Source organism: Mycobacterium sp. NPDC004974 (assembly GCF_053600815.1).
Genome location: NZ_JBSGAQ010000004.1, coordinates 101,248 through 117,511 on the forward strand (window position 1 = coordinate 101,248; position 16,264 = coordinate 117,511).

The 16,264-nt window shown below is 67.4% G+C and carries 20 protein-coding genes; 12 read left to right on the top strand and 8 right to left on the bottom strand.

The window, feature by feature from the left end; all coding sequences use genetic code 11:
- The first annotated feature begins 206 nt into the window (after positions 1-206).
- Together ACWEFV_RS11270 and ACWEFV_RS11275 are read left to right on the top strand one after the other, a co-directional pair.
- Complete coding sequence (locus ACWEFV_RS11270) at positions 207-1,709, top strand: DEAD/DEAH box helicase (RefSeq protein ID WP_450070237.1); 1,503 nt, start codon at positions 207-209, stop codon at positions 1,707-1,709.
- A gap of 27 nt (positions 1,710-1,736) precedes the next feature.
- Positions 1,737-2,975, top strand: a complete 1,239-nt coding sequence (locus ACWEFV_RS11275) for an Rv3212 family protein (RefSeq protein ID WP_135453282.1) — start codon at positions 1,737-1,739, stop codon at positions 2,973-2,975.
- A gap of 16 nt (positions 2,976-2,991) precedes the next feature.
- On the opposite strand, the gene ACWEFV_RS11280 is transcribed toward ACWEFV_RS11275, so the two are convergent.
- A complete protein-coding gene (locus tag ACWEFV_RS11280; protein WP_450070238.1) occupies positions 2,992-4,068 on the bottom strand; it encodes a MerR family transcriptional regulator in 1,077 nt (358 codons plus the stop codon).
- A gap of 45 nt (positions 4,069-4,113) precedes the next feature.
- Complete coding sequence (locus ACWEFV_RS11285) at positions 4,114-4,941, bottom strand: ParA family protein (protein ID WP_450070239.1); 828 nt, start codon at positions 4,939-4,941, stop codon at positions 4,114-4,116.
- Positions 4,942-4,969: 28 nt separating this feature from the next.
- Here ACWEFV_RS11285 and ACWEFV_RS11290 point away from each other — a divergent pair, with 28 nt between their 5' ends.
- From ACWEFV_RS11290 to ACWEFV_RS11300, 3 genes are read left to right on the top strand one after another with little or no spacing between them, the layout of a single operon-like run.
- Entirely contained in the window at positions 4,970-5,581 is a 612-nt protein-coding gene (locus ACWEFV_RS11290; protein ID WP_450070240.1) for an acid phosphatase, read from the top strand.
- Positions 5,566-6,663, top strand: a complete 1,098-nt coding sequence (locus ACWEFV_RS11295) for an isochorismate synthase (RefSeq protein ID WP_450070241.1) — start codon at positions 5,566-5,568, stop codon at positions 6,661-6,663. The genes ACWEFV_RS11290 and ACWEFV_RS11295 overlap by 16 nt, the downstream gene beginning before the upstream one ends.
- The gene (locus ACWEFV_RS11300) at positions 6,660-7,148 is read left to right on the top strand and encodes an N-acetyltransferase family protein (protein WP_450070242.1); all 489 of its coding nucleotides are present in this window, start codon (positions 6,660-6,662) and stop codon (positions 7,146-7,148) included. The genes ACWEFV_RS11295 and ACWEFV_RS11300 overlap by 4 nt, the downstream gene beginning before the upstream one ends.
- Here ACWEFV_RS11300 and ACWEFV_RS11305 read toward each other — a convergent pair.
- Together ACWEFV_RS11305 and aroQ are read right to left on the bottom strand one after the other, a co-directional pair.
- Positions 7,145-7,522, bottom strand: coding sequence for a hypothetical protein (locus ACWEFV_RS11305; RefSeq protein ID WP_450070243.1), 378 nt, complete (start codon positions 7,520-7,522; stop codon positions 7,145-7,147). The genes ACWEFV_RS11300 and ACWEFV_RS11305 overlap by 4 nt on opposite strands.
- Entirely contained in the window at positions 7,519-7,971 is a 453-nt protein-coding gene (gene aroQ / locus ACWEFV_RS11310; RefSeq protein ID WP_286174718.1) for a type II 3-dehydroquinate dehydratase, read from the bottom strand. The genes ACWEFV_RS11305 and aroQ overlap by 4 nt, the downstream gene beginning before the upstream one ends.
- A gap of 62 nt (positions 7,972-8,033) precedes the next feature.
- Here aroQ and ACWEFV_RS11315 point away from each other — a divergent pair, with 62 nt between their 5' ends.
- The 3 genes from ACWEFV_RS11315 to whiB1 all read left to right on the top strand — a co-directional run bounded on the left by ACWEFV_RS11315 (position 8,034) and on the right by whiB1 (position 9,934).
- Positions 8,034-8,423: a YchJ family protein gene (locus ACWEFV_RS11315; RefSeq protein WP_135453270.1), complete on the top strand. Its 390-nt coding sequence runs from the start codon at positions 8,034-8,036 to the stop codon at positions 8,421-8,423.
- A gap of 35 nt (positions 8,424-8,458) precedes the next feature.
- Positions 8,459-9,421: a diacylglycerol/lipid kinase family protein gene (locus tag ACWEFV_RS11320; RefSeq protein WP_135453269.1), complete on the top strand. Its 963-nt coding sequence runs from the start codon at positions 8,459-8,461 to the stop codon at positions 9,419-9,421.
- A gap of 258 nt (positions 9,422-9,679) precedes the next feature.
- The gene (gene whiB1 / locus ACWEFV_RS11325) at positions 9,680-9,934 is read left to right on the top strand and encodes a transcriptional regulator WhiB1 (protein WP_003882795.1); all 255 of its coding nucleotides are present in this window, start codon (positions 9,680-9,682) and stop codon (positions 9,932-9,934) included.
- Positions 9,935-10,121: 187 nt separating this feature from the next.
- On the opposite strand, the gene ACWEFV_RS11330 is transcribed toward whiB1, so the two are convergent.
- Positions 10,122-11,621, bottom strand: a complete 1,500-nt coding sequence (locus ACWEFV_RS11330) for a sensor histidine kinase (RefSeq protein ID WP_450070244.1) — start codon at positions 11,619-11,621, stop codon at positions 10,122-10,124.
- 32 nt (positions 11,622-11,653) lie between these two features.
- Positions 11,654-11,869, bottom strand: a complete 216-nt coding sequence (locus ACWEFV_RS11335) for a biotin/lipoyl-binding carrier protein (RefSeq protein WP_135453267.1) — start codon at positions 11,867-11,869, stop codon at positions 11,654-11,656.
- Positions 11,870-12,004: 135 nt separating this feature from the next.
- On the opposite strand from ACWEFV_RS11335, the gene ACWEFV_RS11340 reads away from it, so the two are divergent.
- Complete coding sequence (locus tag ACWEFV_RS11340) at positions 12,005-12,097, top strand: 50S ribosomal protein bL37 (RefSeq protein ID WP_003882799.1); 93 nt, start codon at positions 12,005-12,007, stop codon at positions 12,095-12,097.
- A gap of 82 nt (positions 12,098-12,179) precedes the next feature.
- Here ACWEFV_RS11340 and rsrA read toward each other — a convergent pair whose 3' ends face one another.
- Together rsrA and ACWEFV_RS11350 are read right to left on the bottom strand one after the other, a co-directional pair.
- Entirely contained in the window at positions 12,180-12,485 is a 306-nt protein-coding gene (gene rsrA / locus ACWEFV_RS11345) for a mycothiol system anti-sigma-R factor (RefSeq protein WP_135453266.1), read from the bottom strand.
- Positions 12,482-13,129: a sigma-70 family RNA polymerase sigma factor gene (locus ACWEFV_RS11350; RefSeq protein WP_167857768.1), complete on the bottom strand. Its 648-nt coding sequence runs from the start codon at positions 13,127-13,129 to the stop codon at positions 12,482-12,484. Before ACWEFV_RS11350 ends, rsrA begins: the two co-directional genes overlap by 4 nt.
- Before the next feature lie 205 nt (positions 13,130-13,334).
- Between ACWEFV_RS11350 and ybaK the strand changes: the two genes are divergently transcribed.
- The 3 genes from ybaK to ACWEFV_RS11365 all read left to right on the top strand — a co-directional run bounded on the left by ybaK (position 13,335) and on the right by ACWEFV_RS11365 (position 16,260).
- A complete protein-coding gene (gene ybaK, locus ACWEFV_RS11355; protein ID WP_135453265.1) occupies positions 13,335-13,826 on the top strand; it encodes a Cys-tRNA(Pro) deacylase in 492 nt (163 codons plus the stop codon).
- 119 nt (positions 13,827-13,945) lie between these two features.
- Positions 13,946-15,061, top strand: a complete 1,116-nt coding sequence (locus tag ACWEFV_RS11360) for an acyl-CoA dehydrogenase family protein (RefSeq protein WP_450070245.1) — start codon at positions 13,946-13,948, stop codon at positions 15,059-15,061.
- Positions 15,062-15,063: 2 nt separating this feature from the next.
- Positions 15,064-16,260 carry an acyl-CoA dehydrogenase family protein gene (locus ACWEFV_RS11365; protein WP_450070246.1) on the top strand — a complete coding sequence of 399 codons (1,197 nt, stop codon included), beginning with the start codon at positions 15,064-15,066 and terminating at the stop codon, positions 16,258-16,260.
- Positions 16,261-16,264: the final 4 nt, after the last annotated feature.

A 16,264-nucleotide genomic window follows, 5' to 3' on the forward strand; every position in this document is an offset into this window, starting at 1 on the left:
GGCTTCGAGCCGACAATTTCGGCGCCCGAACCGCTACCAGGAAATGTGCGTGCACGCAGTTGGCCCGCCCCGTGGAGCTGGGCCCAACGGATCGGCAGCGCCGAGGGATACGACCTGTATCCCGGCGAACCCGACCGTTTCACCGTCAAACTCGTGTGCGCTGGATGCCCATGAGGTTTGACAGTGAAAGGCCACCTCCTCCAACCATGACTCATCTGAATAAGACGTTTGCCGAGCTCGGCGTCCGCGACGAAATTGTGCGCGCACTGGCCGAGAACGGCATTCACCACCCGTTTGCCATCCAAGAACTGACCCTCCCGTTGGCGCTGGCCGGGGACGACCTGATCGGTCAGGCCCGCACCGGTATGGGCAAGACCTACGCCTTCGGTGTCCCGCTGTTGCACCGGGTCTCCAGCGACGAGACCCGCCCGCTCAACGGGACCCCCCGGGCCCTGATCGTGGTGCCCACCCGCGAGCTGTGTCTGCAGGTCTACGACGACCTCGCCGGAGCGGCCAAGTACCTCACCACCGCCGACCGCAAGTTCTCCGTGACCTCGATCTACGGCGGCCGTCCCTACGAGCCCCAGATCGAGGCGCTGCGCAAGGGCGTCGACGTCGTCGTCGGCACCCCGGGCCGGCTGCTCGACCTGGCCCAGCAGGGCCACCTGCAGCTGGGCGGACTGTCCGTGCTGGTGCTCGACGAGGCCGACGAGATGCTGGATCTGGGCTTCCTGCCCGATATCGAGCGCATCCTGCGGCTGACCCCCGACGACCGGCAGTCGATGCTGTTCTCGGCCACCATGCCCGACCCGATCATCACGCTGGCTCGCACGTTCATGAACCAGCCGACCCACATCCGGGCCGAGGCCCCGCACTCGGCGGCCACCCACGACACCACCGAACAGTTCGCCTATCGGGCCCACGCGCTGGACAAGTCCGAGCTCGTGAGCCGGATCCTGCAGGCCGAGGGCCGCGGCGCCACAATGATCTTCACCCGCACCAAGCGCACTGCGCAGAAGGTGTCCGACGAACTCGCCGAGCGCGGGTTCAAGGTCGACGCGGTGCACGGCGACCTGGGCCAGGGCGCGCGCGAGAAAGCCTTGAAGTCGTTCCGTACCGGCGCCGTCGACGTGCTGGTGGCCACCGATGTGGCGGCGCGCGGCATCGATATCGACGACGTCACGCACGTCATCAACTACCAGTGCCCCGAAGATGAGCAGGCCTACGTGCACCGCATCGGTCGCACCGGCCGCGCCGGCAAGACCGGTGTCGCGATCACCCTGGTCGACTGGGATGAACTCGCCCGCTGGGAGATGATCGACAAGGCGCTGGAGCTCGGGTGTCCCGATCCCGCCGAAACCTATTCCAGCTCACCACATATCTACGAGGAACTGGGCATCCCGACCGATGCCGCCGGCCGGATCGGCGAACCGCGCAAGGCGAAGGCCAAGCGCAGCCCCGACGAGAAGCGCATCTCTTCGGCGGACGAGGATCGGCCGGCTAAGACCAGGACCCGCAGCCGTCGGCGTACCCGCGGCGGCGAGTCAGGCACCGGTCATCCCGAGGGCGCCTCGACTCCGGCGCAGGACGGCCCCGATGCCGCACCGGTGATCGAGTCGGAGGACACCGCCGCGGGCGACGGGTCGAGCGCCGGACGTCGCCGCCGCCGGCGTCGTCCCCGGAAGACCGAGACCGCTACGGCCGGCTGACCGGCGAACGCCAGACAAGACCTGTCAGTGGTCAAACCCGAACGCCGCACCCGCGGCGACATCGCTGCCGCGGCGGCAATCGTCGCGATCGTCGCGCTGGCGGCCGGCCTGATCTGGTGGACCAGTGACGCCCGGGCCACCATCAGCCGGCCCGCCGCGTCACCGGTCCCCTACCTGACTCCGGCGCGCGAGGTGCCGGCCGGTCTGCAGGAGCTGTGGACCACCGACAGCCCGAAGACCACCGAACCCGTGCTCGCCGGCGGGTCGGTGGTGACCGGCGACGCATCCACCGTCGAAGGCCGTGATCCGGTCACCGGTGCGGTGTTGTGGAGCTACGCCCGCGACCTCGAACTGTGCGGTGTGACGTCGGTGTACCAGTACGCCGTCGCGGTGTATCCGGATGTCCGCGGCTGCGGACAGGTCAGCACCGTCGACGGCAAGACCGGCAGGCGCGGGCCGGCCCGCACCGCCTACGCCGACCCCGAGGTCCGGCTGTCCTCCGACGGCTCCACGGTGCTCTCGGCCGGGGACAGTCGCCTCGAGCTGTGGCGCTCGGACATGGTCCGGATGCTCTCCTACGGCGCCCTGGACGCCCGCATCAAACCGGACGTACCGGCCTCACCGGTGTGCCGCCAGCTGTCGGCGGCGGCGAGTTCCTCGGCGGTGTCGGTGCTGGAATCCTGCCCGAAGAGCAAGTTCATCCGGCTGACGCTGCTGCGCCCGGCCGACGAAGAGGACACCCCCGACGTGCGGTACGTCGAACTGCAGGACATCACCGACGAATCCGGGGCCCAGGTGGTCGCGGTATCGGGCACCACGACCGCGGTATACCTGCCCTCCCCGAAGCCGATGGTGAACGTCATCGACGAGACCGGAAAGACTCTTGCCAGCCTGCCGCTGGCCAAGCCGGCCGCACCGCAGTCGACCACCACCCGCACCGGGGATCTGATCAGCTGGTGGACCGGGGACTCGGTGCTGGTATTCAGCACCACCGGAACCGCCGGCCTTCAGTACAAGTTCACCGTGACGCCCACCGTGGACGAGTCCGGACGTCATATGCCCGTCGGACCCGCCACGGTGATGGCCGGGCAGCTCCTGGTTCCGGTCAACGACGGTTACGACGTCTTCGATCAGCAGACCGGTGCCGGGCAGCGGCACATCGCGCTGCCACGGACACCCAGCGTGTCGCCGGTGGTGCCGGTGGTGGCCGGAGACACCCTGCTCGAACAGCGCGGCACGCAATTGGTGGCGCTGGGCCCAGCGTGACCCGGCCTGGTCAGGCTCAGCCGATGTCGATAACGATCACGGTGGTGTTGTCGCTGCCGCCGGCATCGTTGGCCACCTGAACCAGCCGCTGCGCCGCGACCTCGGGTTCGTCATCCGCGGCGGCGCCCGCGATGTCGGCATCCTCGGCTCCGGCGAACAGTCCGTCACTGCTGATCAGGAACCGGTCGCCGGGACGGCAGTCGAGATCGAACAGATCCGGCCGGATGAAGGGGCCGATGCCCAGCGCCCGGGTCAGCAGGTGCCGGTGCGGGTGGAAACGGGCCTCCTCCCGGGTGATCTCACCGGCCCGCACCAGCTCCCCCGAGACACTGTGATCGTCGGTGAGCTGACACATGACTCCGTCGCGGATCCGGTTCAACGGCGAATCCCCGATGTTGATGGCCATGGGGCCGCCCTGCTCGTCGCCGAACATCGCCACCACCGTCAGCGTGGCCCCCGAGCTGGTACCCGATGCGCTGACATGTGCGAAGACCTGCTCGTTGGCGGCCTGCACCGCGCCGATGAGCCCGTCGCGGTCAGGTGCGGCGGCGAATCCGGCGGCCAGCACCTCGACCGCGATCCGGCTGGCGTGTTCACCGCCGGGCCCGAAGCCGTCGGCGACCGCGTACAGGATGCCGTCCGCGAGCAGTGAATCCTGGTTGCTCTCCCGCACCGGACCCTGATCAGTGGCCGTCGCGGACCGTAACACCGAAGCCATCCAGATCGTCCTCTCGTCACTCCGGCGACCCCCTGCCACCGGAGAAAATTGAGCGAGCAGCGCGCCGCGGACCATCACGAGCGCCTCACGGCGGTGCGCATATTCATCATCAAGCGCTGTCCGCCAGGCAGCCAGTTGCTGCTCGGTCGGGTCCCGCAGGAATTCAGCGATCTCGGCGACCGGTACCTGGGCTCCCCGGAGCAACCCCACCGTCCGAGCCTGAGCAATCTGGCCCCGCGAGTAGTACCGGTAACCCGTGAGTTCATCGACAGCGGCCGGCACCAATGCCCCCGATGCCGCATACGAACGCAACATCTTGGCCGACAACCCGGTCCGGGCCGCGAACTCACCGATGCTCAGCAGATCTTCGTTCATGTCGTCAGCATCGGGTCTGCCCGTAGGAGAAGGTCAAGTAGCGCCCTAGACCGCCTCAGGCGTGAACGTCGGCAGCTTCTTGCCGGACTTCCAGTGCTTGAGCAGGGCCTGGGCCAGCTCGCGATAGGCCAGGCCTCCCTTGCTCTTGCGGCCGGCCAGTACCGAGCATCCCGACGCGCTGGCCTCGGCGAACCGGACGGTACGCGGAATCGGCGGGGCCAACACCGGCAGCTCGTACCGGTCGGCAACGTCGAGCAGCACGTCACGACTGTGGGTGGTGCGCGAATCGTAGAGCGTGGGCAGCGCGCCCAGCAGTGCCAGTTCGGGATTGGTGATCTGTTGCACGTCGGAGATCGTGCGCAGGAACTGGCCCACGCCGCGGTGCGCCAGGGTCTCGCACTGCAACGGCACGATCACCTCGTTCGCCGCGGTCAGACCGTTGAGCGTCAACACCCCCAGCGATGGCGGACAGTCGATGATCACCACGTCGAAATCGGATTCGACCTTGGCCAGGGCCCGCTTGAGCGCATATTCCCGCCCGGCCCGCATCAGCAGCATGGCTTCAGAGCCCGCCAGATCGATGTTGGCCGGCAGCAGCGTCATCCCCTCGGCCGTCTCGACCAGAGCCGCCCCCGGCTCGACGTCGCCGAGCAATACCTCGTGTACCGACACCGGCAGCTTGTCCGGGTCATGTCCCAATGAAAACGTCAGACAGCCTTGCGGATCCAGGTCGACCAGCAGAACGCGCCGCCCCTGCTCGGCCATCGCCGCACCCAGCGATGCCACCGTCGTCGTCTTGGCTACCCCACCCTTTTGATTGGCGACCGCTAATACTCGCGTCACACTGTTATCCAAGCACGCTCTCGGCGGCATTGCCGGAACGTGGGGCAGAATCGCCGTTGTGAGCGACCGCCTGCACCGCCTGATCCTGCTCCGCCACGGAGAGACCGAGTGGTCGGCGACCGGCAGGCACACCGGCCGCACCGAGCTGGAACTCACCGAGGCCGGACGCGAGCAGGCCGTACTGGCCCGCCCCGCGCTCGCCGAACTGCAGCTGAGCGATCCGCTGGTGATCAGCAGCCCGCGGCGCCGCGCGCTGGCCACCGCCGAACTGGCCGGCCTGCACGTCGATGAGGTCAACCCTGTGCTGTCCGAGTGGGACTACGGCGACTACGAGGGACTGACCACCCCACAGATCCGCCAGACCGTGCCCGATTGGCTGGTGTGGACGCATGGTTGCCCCGGCGGGGAGACCGTCGCGCAGGTCAGTGCCCGGGCCGATCGGGCCGTGGCACTGGCGCTGGCGCATGTGCCCGCCCGGGATGTGGTGTTCGTCGGGCACGGGCATTTCTCCCGCGCGATGCTGACCCGCTGGACCGAACTGCCGGTGGCCGAAGGCATCCGGGTATCGATGGTGCCCGCCTCTCTCGCGGTGTGCGGATTCGAGCACGGCGTGCGCCAGATCACCGCGCTCGGCCTGACCGGTCACCCCAACCCGTGCCTGTCGCAGTGAATCCGTCGTTCGTATTGGCCGGCCCGACCGGCGCCGTCCTGGCCGAAGGCAGCCGCGCCGGATATGCCGACATCGCCGACGCCCAGGCAGCATTGCGTTCTGGAACACCAATTGTGTTGGGCGCGTTGCCATTCGATCTATCGGCGCCCGCCGCCCTGTACGAACCCGACACAGTTCAGTTCACCGACGCACTGCCGGGCTGGCACGCGAGCCCGCCCCCGGCGGTACTGGATCGCGAAACCCTGCCGCCCGGTCCGGTGCATCGTGGACGGGTGGCCGAGGCGATCCGGCGACTGCGCGACCCACAGGTCCCGATCGACAAGGTGGTCCTGGCCCGCTCGTTGCGGCTGACCGCGGATTCCCCGTGGGACGTTCGAAGTGTGCTGCGCAGGCTGGCCGACGCCGACCCGGCCGCCACGGTCTACCTGGCGGATCTCTCCGCGGCAGGCGAAGCGCACACCGGTACCGCCCTGGTGGGCGCGAGCCCCGAGTTGTTGGTGGCGCGCGAGGGCGAGATGGTGATCTGCCAGCCGTTCGCCGGATCGGCACCACGATCGGCCGATCCCCAGATCGATGCGGCCAACGCCGCCGCGCTGGCCGCATCGGCGAAGAACCGTCACGAGCATCAGCTCGTGGTCGACGTCATGCGCCAGGCGTTGGACCCGTTGTGCGCGGATCTGCAGATCGCCGAGGAACCCGAGTTGCACGGCACCGACGCACTGTGGCACCTGAGCACCCCGGTTGTGGGCCGGTTGCGCGAAAAAAAGACCACGGCAATCGATCTGGCGCTTGCCCTGCATCCCACCCCGGCGGTCGGCGGAGTTCCCACCGATCGCGCCGCGGCACTGATCTCCGAGCTGGAGGGCGATCGCGGGTTCTACGCCGGCGCCGTCGGCTGGTGCGACAGTCACGGCGACGGACGCTGGGTGGTCTCGATCCGGTGCGCGGTGCTGTCCGCGGATCGATACACGGCACTGGCCAGCGCCGGCGGCGGTATTGTCGCCGAATCCGATCCAGATGACGAAGTCGACGAGACCACCACGAAATTCAGAACCATCCTGACTGGACTAGGGGCGACATGAGCGAGTTGATCCGCCGGGCACGGCCGGGCGACGAGGTCGAGATCACCGCGATGATTCGCGAGTTGGCCGAGTTCGAACGGGCCGCAGACGAGTGCACGGTGACCGAAAAGCAGATGCACACAGCGCTTTTCGGTGACCGGCCGGTGGCATATGCGCACATGGTGGAGATCGACGGGCAGGTCGCCGCGACCGCGGTGTGGTTCCTGAACTTCTCCACCTGGGACGGCGTCGCCGGGCTCTACCTGGAGGACCTCTACGTGCGTCCGGCGTTCCGGCGCCGCGGTCTGGCCCGGAAACTGCTGTCCACGTTGGCCGGTGAATGCGTCGAGCAGGGCTACACCCGGATGACCTGGGCGGTGCTGAACTGGAATGTCAACGCCATCGCGCTGTATGACGCCGTCGGCGGCAAGCCACAGACCGAGTGGACCACCTACCGGGTGTCGGGCCCCGAGCTTTCGGCGCTGGCCGCCGAGCGCAGCGGTTAGCCGCGTCCGGCGATCCAGTCCACCGCAGACGGGCTGAACAACAGGCCCAACGTCACCAGGCCGAGCAGTCCGATCAGTAGGCCGTACACGATGTGGTGCGAGGTCACGACGTACCAGGCCACCGGTAGCAACAACAGGTTGGCCGTCACTGCGATGCCCCTGCCCCAACGGCGTCCGGTGATCAGCGCCCAGCCACCGGCCAGGACGCCGCCACCGATCAGCGCACCCCAGATCGCGGTGCCGTAACCGCTGACGATGTGCTGGTCGGCGCCGGCCACCGCCCGCACCAGCAGCACGACCGCCCAGACCAACAGGGCCACCCCTTCGGCTGCGGTCAGAAAACCTGCGTACCGGATGGCAGGCGGCTGGGTCATGACTGCCGCTCCGCCAGGTAGCGCACCGCGTACTCGTATCCGGCCGGTCCGGCGCCGGCGATCACCACCTCGGCGACGGCCGACACATACGAGTGGTGCCGGAACGATTCCCGGGTGTGGATGTTGCTCAGGTGCACCTCCACCACCGGCAGTTCGGCGGCGCTCAGCGCGTCGCGAATCGCCACCGAGGTGTGGCTGTAGGCCGCGGGATTGATCACGATGCCCGTGCAGTCCACGCGGGCCGCCTGGATGGCGTCGACCAGCACGCCCTCATGATTGCTCTGCACCGCGCGTACCTCGAAGCCGAACCCGGCGGCCACCTCTGCCACCCGCTGCTCGATCTGAGCCAGGGTGGTGGATCCGTAGATTTCGGGCTGCCGGGTGCCGAGCATGTTGAGATTCGGCCCGTTGACGAGCAACAGACAAGGCTTCACAGGGCGTTCGGTCACCTCCGTACGGTACCGGCGCAGGGGTCCCGGCAGGCAAGACGCCGGCCTGCCACACTGACCGCGTGTCGAGCGTCAACCTCTGTCCGTGCGGTACCGGCCGCCGCTACACCGACTGCTGCGGGCCGCTGCACACCGGCGCCCGCCGGGCCCCCACGGCCGTCGCACTGATGCGATCGCGGTTCAGCGCCTTCGCCGTCGGTGACGTCGGCTACCTGCTGGCGTCCTGGCATCCCGACACCCGCCCCGCCGACCTGACCCTCGACGAGGCCATCACCTGGCGCCGGTTGCAGATCGTCGACACCGACGCGGGCGGTGAGGCCGACGACAGCGGCGTGGTCGAATTCCGCGCCCAGTACGTCCACGGCGGCGGCCGGCACATCCTTCATGAACGCAGTCGTTTCGAACGGGTGAAGAGCGAGTGGCGCTACCTCGACGGGGAGCTCTACGAATAACGGCGGGACACCTTGCCCGGTTAGGCTCATGCCCCGTGCGTGCCGTGCTGATCGTCAACCCGAACGCCACTTCGACCACCCCCGCGGGTCGCGACCTGCTCGCCCATGCGCTGGAAAGCCGGGTGACGCTGACCGTGGAACACACCAACCACCGTGGTCACGCCATCGAAATCGCCCGAGACGCCACCCGTGACGGTGTGGACGTGCTGATCGTTCACGGCGGCGACGGCACGGTCAACGAGGTGGTCAACGGCGTGCTCGGGGACTGTGGCACCCGCCCCGATCCCGCCCTGGCCCCCGCTGTGGCGGTCGTCCCGGGAGGATCTGCCAACGTCTTTGCCAGGGCACTCGGCATCAGCCCCGACCCCATCGAGGCCACCAATCAGCTCGTCGACCTGCTCGGCGGCTATCGGATGGGGCGTCCGTGGCGCCGCATCGGCCTGATGGACTGCGGCGAGCGCTGGGGCGTGTTCACCGCGGGGATGGGGGTGGACGGTGACGTGGTGGCGGCCGTCGAGGCCCAGCGCGAGAAGGGCCGCAAGGTCACCGCATCGCGCTACATCCGGGTGGCGGTGCGCGAGATGCTGGCCAGCGCACGCAAGCACCCGAGCCTGACGCTTCAGCTGCCGGGCACCGACCCCGTCGACGGAGTGCACTTCGCCTTCGTGTCGAACTCCAGTCCGTGGACGTATGCGAACAGCCGCCCCGTGTGGACGAACCCCGAAACCACGTTCGATACCGGCTTGGGCGTGTTCGCCATCACGAGCATGAACGTCTGGGCGAATCTGCGGGTGGTCCGCCAGATGGTGGCCCGCAATCCGCGCCTCGAAGCCAAGCACCTGATCCGTGACGACAATGTGTCAGCAGTCACCGTGACGAGTAACACGCCTGTCGCATGCCAGATTGACGGAGATTACATCGGCAAGCGCGAAACCATGACGTTCACGTCGGTTCCCGAGGCGCTGAGCGTCGTCGCACCGACAAAGAAAAGTGATTGACCTGCACAAACGCACCGGTTAAGGTGGAATTAGGGCGCAGCTAGTTCTGAAGTGTAGTACACAGGAGTGAGCGGTCCGGTCACCGACCCACCCAGTGACTTTGCCCACGTGTTAACTCAATGCTATTGACATCTGTTCAGCCTGTGAAAGCATCAATGCAACAGTGCAGAAACATTCGTGTGCACGCGTTAACAGCCGAAGAAAATCTAGTGCGCTTCGCCGCGCACGCATGACATGTCTAACAAGGAGTTTGATCTTATGGATTGGCGCCACAAGGCCGTCTGTCGCGACGAAGATCCGGAGCTGTTCTTCCCCGTGGGAAACAGTGGCCCGGCGCTTGCTCAGATCGCCGACGCGAAGCTGGTGTGCAACCGTTGCCCCGTAACCACTGAGTGCCTCACCTGGGCCTTGGACTCCGGCCAGGACGCCGGCGTGTGGGGCGGGATGAGCGAGGATGAGCGTCGTGCGCTCAAGCGTCGCAACGCCCGCACCAAGGCCCGCACCGGAGTCTGACCTTCAGTCCAGACCCCGACGCAAGCTATGGCCCCGACGAATGTCGGGGCCATAGCTTATTTTTGTGGCAATTATCGATGGCAAATTGCGTAATGGTCGTCACATTTCGTTTTTGACGCAACTGCGTAATTACTTCATTGGTACTGACGTCCCACTGTGGACGCCCTGTGAACCCTGACGGCGGGCCTCACTGGATCCCGCGACTGCGACGACCGATCGGCACCCGCAGCACCACATCGGTTCCGCCCGAGGCGACGTCATGCATGCCCAGCGACCCGTCCAACTCCGCGGTGACCAGCGTCCGGACGATCTGCAGACCCAACCGGTCGGCCTTCTCCAAGCTGAACCCGTCGGGCAACCCACGCCCGTCGTCGTGCACCACGACATCGAGCCAGCGGGCCGAGCGCTCGGACCGGATCGTCACGCAACCCTGGGGTGTATTCGCGTCGAAGGCGTGCTCGATCGCGTTCTGCACCAATTCGGTGATCACCATGATCAGCGCCGTCGCGCGATCGGCGTCGAGCACGCCGAGGGCGCCCTCGCGGTTGATCCGGATCGGGGTGTCCACCGAGGCGACATCGTTCATGATCGGCAGGATCCGGTCGATCACCTCGTCGAGGTTGACCTCCTCGTCGACCGACATCGATAACGCGTCGTGCACCAGCGCGATCGAGGACACCCGCCGCACCGACTCGATCAGCGCCTCCCGGGCCTCCAGATTGTTGGTGCGGCGCGCCTGCAGCCGCAGCAGGGCCGCCACGGTCTGCAGATTGTTCTTCACCCGGTGGTGGATCTCCCGGATGGTGGCGTCCTTGCTCAGCAATGCACGGTCACGTCGTTTGACCTCGGTGACGTCGCGGATCAGAACGGCAGCGCCGACCGCGGCGCCGTGCACGACCAGCGGCAGCGTCCGCAACAGCACCGCCGCACCGCCGGCGTCGACCTCCATGCGCATGCTGGAGCCACCCGCGAGCGAGTCGCGCACGTGGTTGGCCAGTTCCTGGGCCTCGAACGGGTCGGAGATCAACGGCCGGGTCACGGTGACCAGATTGTGCCCGTCGATTTCGGAGGCCAGTCCCATGCGGTGATAGGCCGAGATGGCGTTGGGGCTGGCGAACACCACGTCGCCGACCTCGTCCAGCCGGATGAACCCGTCACCCACCCGCGGGCTGGAACGCGACATGGCCAGATCGCCGACATTGGGGAAGGTGCCCTCGGACAGCATGTGCAGCAGATCGCTGGCACAGTCCAGGTAGGCGCCCTCCAGCGGGCTGGCCATCCGGCGGGCGGCCAGCGCGGTCTGGTGCGTCAGCACCGCGACCACGTGATCGCGGTGCCGCACCGGCACCGCTTCCACGTTCAGCCCGGGCAGGTCTGCCGAATGTCGTTGCGTACCACCGTTTCCCCGCCCGATCGCCCCGGACTCGAAGGCCGTGGTGATGATGTGCTGATCCGCGGCGGCCGCCAGCGTGCCCACCGAGTCGGCGAGCAATACCGTCGGGGCGGTGTTCGGGCGCACCTGCGCGACGCACACCAGCACGCCGTCGTCGCGACGCACCCACATCAGGTAGTCGGCGAACGACAGGTCAGCCAACAGTTGCCACTCCCCGACCACCGCATGCAGATGGTCCACCGCGCTGCCGGGCAGCACGGTGTGCTCGGCGAGCAGGTCACCGAGGGTGGACATCAGTCAGCGCCTTTACCGGGGCCCTGCGGCGTCTATTCGATCACCGCGATGAGATCGCCGGCCTGGATCACGTCGCCCTCGGCCACGTTGACCTTGGTCACGGTGCCCGCGACCTCGGCGAGGACCGGGATCTCCATCTTCATCGACTCGAGCAGCACCAGGGTGTCCCCCGCACCGATCTGATCGCCCTCGTGAACGACGACCTCCAGCACACTGGCCACGATTTCGGCGCGAACGTCCTCGGCCATCTTCACCCCACTTCACTCCGGCTGCTACGCGACTACTTCTGCGGCCTACATCGAACCACAACACCGGGTGGTGAGCGCCGCCCCCGGGTCATGAGACACTAGGGAGCAAGCTCTTACACCATCTGGAGGATCATCATGGCCAAGCGTGGCCGCAAGAAGCGGGACCGCAAGCACTCGAAGGCGAACCACGGCAAGCGCCCCAACGCCGGTTCGAAGTCAGTGCGCTAGCCACTTCGGCTGACTGTGACCGCCCGACTCCCTTCGGAGATCGGGCGGTTTGTCGTCGGGCCACTCGGAGCCGGCTGCCCCGTCAGCCCTGGATGATCGTGGTCCGGCTGATCTGGATGCGCAGCCGCTCCCGTAGGCCCTCCGGGGCCTTCTCACCGCTGCACTTGGCCGCGATGAGCCGCTTGACCCGCTCCTCGACCCCGTAGTGACGCAGGCAGGCCGGGCATTCCTCGAGGTGGTGCTTGAGCTTGTCACGGCTTTCGGCCGTGCATTCACCGTCGAGCAGCGTCCATACCTCGGCGATCACCGCGGCGCAGTCCGGGTGCTCGGGATCAACGGGACCGACCGGCGGAGTCCAGCGCTCGTCCTCATCGCGCTTGTCACTCATGACGAGACCTCCTCCGGCTCACCAAGCTGCTGACCTCGGATGAAGCCGCGATCCCTGGCCACATCCGCCAGCAGTTCGCGCAGCTGCTTGCGGCCGCGGTGCAGTCGGGACATCACAGTCCCGATGGGAGTATCCATGATCTCGGCGATCTCCTTGTAGGGGAAGCCCTCGACGTCGGCGTAGTACACCGCCATCCGGAATTCCTCGGGCAACGCCTGCAGCGCTGCCTTGATCTCGGTGTCGGGCAGCGCCTCCAGTGCCTCGACCTCCGCTGATCGCAGCCCGGTTGAAGAATGCTCGGCATTCGCGGCCAGCTGCCAGTCGGTGATCTCGTCGGTCGGGTACTCAGCGGGTTGGCGCTGCTTCTTGCGGTAGCTGTTGATGTAGGTGTTGGTCAGAATGCGGTACAGCCACGCCTTGAGGTTGGTCCCCTCGCGGAATGACCGGAAGCCGGCGTAGGCCTTGACCATGGTTTCCTGCAGCAGGTCCTCGGCGTCGGCGGGGTTGCGGGTCATCCGCAGAGCGCCGCCGTAGAGCTGGTCCAGCAGCGGGATGGCATCACGTTCGAACCGGGCGGTCAGCTCGGCATCAGTTTCGGCAGTCGGCTGCGGCGTGTCAGGCTCAGCCTGCTCGACGTCAGTCATCGTGGGAAACACCTTCCCTTCTGTCACGGCGCCACCAAGAGGTCCGGAATACCAGTAGGTATCCGGCGGCCGTTCCAGGCATACGGTTGGCACCAGAATCCTCCTTACAGATCCTAGAGCGTGCTACCGACAAGTAGCGCTGAGCAGGTGTCGAGAGCAATAACAGCATGCGGGGGCCCCGATGTTCCCGGCTACGCTGAGCGCCGTGGCACGCGCAGCAACACCCGCGATCGCAGCTCTGGTGGCGGCCGGTATCGACCACGAAGTGGTGGCCTACCAGCACGACTCCCGCAACGAGTCGTTCGGCGACGAGGCCGTGGCCCAGCTGGCGGCCGGCGGCATCGTCGCCGAGCAGGTGTTCAAGACGTTGGTCATCGCGTTGCCCAAGGGACTGGCGGTGGCGGTGCTGCCGGTACCGACCAAGCTGTCGCTCAAGGCCGCGGCGGCCGCGTTGGGCGTTCCGAAGGCAGAAATGGCGGATCCGGCGGCAGCGCAGCGGTCCACCGGGTACGTCTTGGGCGGGATCTCCCCGTTGGGCCAGCGCAAGCGCCTGCCGACGGTTGTCGACACCTCGGCGCTGGCCTTCGACAAGGTGCTCTGCAGCGCCGGCAAACGCGGCTTGGACATCGCGCTGTCACCCGAGGACCTGATCCGCGCGACATCGGCGGTGACAGCCGATATCGGCGTTCCCGCCTGAATTCCGGTAAGACGGCGACACCGGCATGTCGCAATCGGAAACGTGTGGGTGTGCGAATGCGTGATTTACACCACGGCTGAGGCCAGATTGCATGGACCCGACGAGGAAGGCGGGTGCACATGACGATCAGCGTGTCCGAGCGAGCGGAACTGGCCGCCGCGGTCTCCGGGTTGCTGCACGACGAATGCACCGAGCAGGACGTGCGCCGGGTGATGGGCACCGACGACGGGTTCGATCGCCGGTTGTGGCGCAAACTCGCCGCCCAGGGCGTCACCGGCCTGCTGGTCGACAGCGAGTACGGAGGCGTCGGGCTCGGCGCCCTCGAGCTCGAGGCCGTCGCCGAAGCGACCGGGGCCGCGCTGCTGCCGGCTCCGTTCCTGTCCAGCGCGGTGCTGGCGTCGGCGCTGATCGGTGCGGCCGGTACCGAAGACGACAAGCGACGACTGCTGCCCGGCCTGGTCGAAGGGACCTCGGTGGGGACCGTCGCGGTGACCGGCTCCCGCGGGACCTGGGCGCCGGAGGGCGTCGCCGTACGCGCCGCGGCCGCCGACGCCCCGGGCGACGCCGACCACACACTGACCGGCAACGCGCACTACGTCATCCACGGTCAGGTGGCCGACGTGATCCTGGTCGTGGCCCGCGTCAACGGAGACTTCGGCATCTTCCAGATCGCTCCCGGCGCCGACGGCTTCGAGCGCACGGCCGCAACGGTTTTCGATCCGACCGTCCCACTGTCGACGTACACGTTCGACGCCACCCCGGCCCGCCGCATCGGCACCACCGGATGGGACGCGGTGCAGGAGGCCCTCGACCTCGCGTTGATCGCGCTGGCCGGCGAACAGGTCGGCGGGACCCGGCGAATCTTCGACATCACCGTCGATTACCTCAAGACCCGGATTCAGTTCGGCCGCCCCATCGGCAGCTTCCAGGCCCTCAAACACATGGCCGCCGACCTGCTGGTGCAGGTGGAATCAGCCACGTCAGCCGCCCAGCACGCCGCGGCCGAACATGACGCGCGAAGCGAAAAGGCCAGTGGCGCAATCGCTCTGGCTGGTTTCACGTGCGCGGAGGCCTACCGCACCACCACCATGTCGGCGATCCAGATGCACGGCGGTATCGGGTTCACCTGGGAACATCCGGCACACCTGTTCCTGCGCCGCGCGCGCACCGGCCTGCAACTGCTCGGCGGTTCGGGGCTGCACCGCGAGCGCTACCTCTCGTCGAAAGGCGCCTGAAGATGACGGCCAACGACCTGCCCAGCGCCGATCAACTGCGCGCCGAGGTGCGCGACTGGCTCGCCCAGAATTGGGCCGGGTTACCGAAATCCACCGATCCGTGGGTCAGCTCGCCCGAGCGGGTGGCCTGGCTGCAGAAGGTGCTCGACGCGGGCTACGCCGTGCCGACGTACCCCACCGAATGGTTCGGGCGGGCGTACCCGAATGCGCTGGCCGCGGTGATCGAGCAGGAATTCCGGGCGGTCAAGGCCCCCGGTGCGCGCCAGGACAAATACAGCATCCCGGCCAACACGGCACTCAAGTTCGGCACCGACCAACTCAAGAACGACCTGGTGCGTGACTTCCTGACCGAACGGATCCGCACCTGCCTGCTGTACAGCGAACCGGGCGCGGGGTCCGATCTGGCCGCGGTGCGCACCACCGCGGTCCGCGACGGTGACGAGTGGGTGATCAACGGCCAGAAAGTGTGGACGTCGGGCGCCACGACGTCCGAGTACGCGCTGCTGATCGCCCGCACCGACTGGGACGTGCCCAAGCACAAAGGCTTGAGCTTCTTCATGATTCCGATGCGTCAGCCCGGCATCGAGGTCCGTCCGCTGGTCCAGATCACCGGCGAATCGCACTTCAACGAGGTGTTCATCACCGACGCTCGGGTGTCCGATGCCTACCTCCTGGGCGGCGAGGGCAACGGGTGGCGGGTGCTGCAGACCGCGCTGGCCTACGAGCGGTCCATCATGGGCGACGGCGGGCGCGGCTCACGCAACCGGACCCGGGCCGACGACCTCATCGGCCTGGCCCGCGAGCACGGCCGCCTGGAGGATCCGGCCGTCCGCAGGGAACTGGCGAACGTGCTGGCGTTGCGGGAACTCAACTCCCTCAACAACGCTCGCGCCAAAGCCGCTGCGGCACAGGGCACATCCAGCTCGATCATGTCGCTGGGCAAGCTGGCGATGTCGAACATCCTGCATGCGGAGGCGCGCCTCAAGACCGAGATCATCGGCGCAGAAGCACTTTTGGCCGGCCCCGACAACCCCGAGGCCGACGACATCAACTTCCTGACCCTCAACGCGTTCTTCACCTCGATCGGCGGCGGCACCGACCAGATCCAGCGCAACATCATCGGCGAGCGCGTCCTCGGACTGGCCAAGGAGCCCGAGGTCGATCGCGACATCCCGTTCCGCCAGGCCCGCCGGAGTTGACACC